This window comes from Gordonibacter pamelaeae 7-10-1-b, from assembly GCF_000210055.1.
Taxonomy (GTDB): Bacteria; Actinomycetota; Coriobacteriia; order Coriobacteriales; family Eggerthellaceae; genus Gordonibacter; species Gordonibacter pamelaeae.
In genome coordinates, this window is the sequence record NC_021021.1 from 2,894,921 (window position 1) to 2,896,615 (window position 1,695).

The following is a 1,695-nucleotide window of genomic DNA, read 5'->3' on the forward strand; positions in this document are numbered from 1 at the left end:
ACGCCGTTCTGGAACGCCTTGGCCGACACGGCCGTGAAGAACGGCACGGCCTTCTCCGCGTTGTTGGTGAACGTGTACGTCACCACGATGGCCGCCTTGCCCGCGTAGTCCTGCACCACCGTGCACTCGTCGATGCTCACGGCGTACTTGGACTCCTTCTGCTCGGGCTCCTTCTGCGCGGCCTGCGCGGCGTCGTCCGCCTTCTCGCCGCTCGGCGCCTCCGAGCCGCCCGACGAGCAGCCGAACAGCCCGACGCATGCGGCCAGGGCGCAGGCCGCCGCCAAAGTTCCGATCTTCTTCCTCATGGTCCCTCCTTGCTCCGGTTTATCCATCGGAACAAGGATATCGAAACCGCCCCGCCAAAACATTAGCTGGCAGCTAAGTTCCCGTCAGCGGGACAGGAGCGGAAACCCCCGCTAACAAGGGCTTTCCGGACGACGAGAGCGGTGGAGGCCCCCGCCGCCCTCGTCGGGGATGCGAGGGAAGGGCATCCTAGAAGTCGATGGTGTCCGGGTCGAGGCCGCTTTGGCCGAGGGGGTCCAGCTCGTCGATGCGCTGCAGGTCCTCGTCGGTGATGTCGAACCAGAACACGCGGGCGTTCTCGGAGATGCGCCCGGCGTCCGTGGACTTCGGCAGCGGGATGGCGCGGCGCTGCAGGCACCAGCGGATGCACAGCTGGGCCACCGTGCAGCCGTACGAGGCCGCGATGTCGATGAGCAGCTGGTTCTCCAGCACGCGGCCCGCGCCGAGCGGCGACCAGGCCTCCACCACGATGTCGTTGCGGTTGCAGAAGTCGCGCGTGGCCTCCTGGTTGCAGCCGGGGTGCAGCTCTATCTGGTTCACCATGGGCAGTATCTCGGCGGCGCCCATGAGGGGCTCCAGGTGGTGGGGCTTGAAGTTGCTCGTGCCGATGGCGCGCACCTGGCCGTCCAGGTAGAGCGTCTCGAGCGCCCGCCACGTCTCCTGGTTCGTGCGCTGCCAGTCGTCCTCGGCGCCTTGCGCCGCCGGCCAGTGGATGAGGTAGAGGTCCACGTAGTCCAGGTGCAGCTTCTTGCGGGATTCCTCGAACGCCTTGAGCGTGGGCTCGTAGCCGCGGTCGGTGTTCCACACCTTCGTGGTCACGAACAGCTCCTCGCGCGTGAGGCCCGACGTGGCCAGGGCCTTGCCCACCGTCTCCTCGTTGTCGTAGGCCGCCGCCGTGTCGATGTGGCGGTAGCCGTCGGCGAGCGCCTGGTGAACGGCGTCGATGCCCACCTCGCCGTCCGGCATCTTCCACGTGCCGAACCCGATGCACGGCACGCCGTAGCCGTTGCGCAGGGTGATCTTGTCTTGCGGGCTTTGCAGGTCTGCCATGAGTGCCTCCTCGTTTGCAGGCGCGCCGCCCCGATCGCGCGGCTTGCGGCGCGCCCTTGCCTTCGCGTATGCGCCCACTCTACCGGCCGTCGCACCCGGTGCGGGCCGGCGCGGGCGAACCGTCACCCGGTTGTTGGGACTTGAGCACAAACCGGGCGGCGGGCGCCTCGCCGGCCGCCCCTAGCCCCCGTAGCGCTTGAGCATACGCAGCCACGTGGCCATGACGAGGCGCTGCGGCACGACCTTCGCGGCGACATGCAGGTACTTCGCGTACAGGGGGAACACCGAGAGGGCGCGGCCGCGGCGGGCGTCGCGCAGGGCGCGGGCGGCCACTTTCCCAGG

The 1,695-nt window shown here is 68.7% G+C and carries 2 protein-coding genes; both read right to left on the bottom strand.

Annotation, left to right across the window (positions count from 1 at the left end; translation table 11 throughout):
- On the bottom strand, nt 1-305 hold a 305-nt coding region (locus tag GPA_RS13360; protein WP_041239652.1), incomplete at its 3' end, for a DUF5067 domain-containing protein.
- Nucleotides 306-492: 187 nt separating this feature from the next.
- Nucleotides 493-1,353, bottom strand: coding sequence for an aldo/keto reductase (locus tag GPA_RS13365; protein WP_041239653.1), 861 nt, complete (start codon nt 1,351-1,353; stop codon nt 493-495).
- Nucleotides 1,354-1,695: the final 342 nt, after the last annotated feature.

Bases quoted from the DNA above. Each gene is read 5' to 3' on its own strand.
- GPA_RS13365 (WP_041239653.1), bottom strand. From the start codon at position 1,353: ATGGCAGACCTGCAAAGCCCGCAAGACAAGATCACCCTGCGCAACGGC.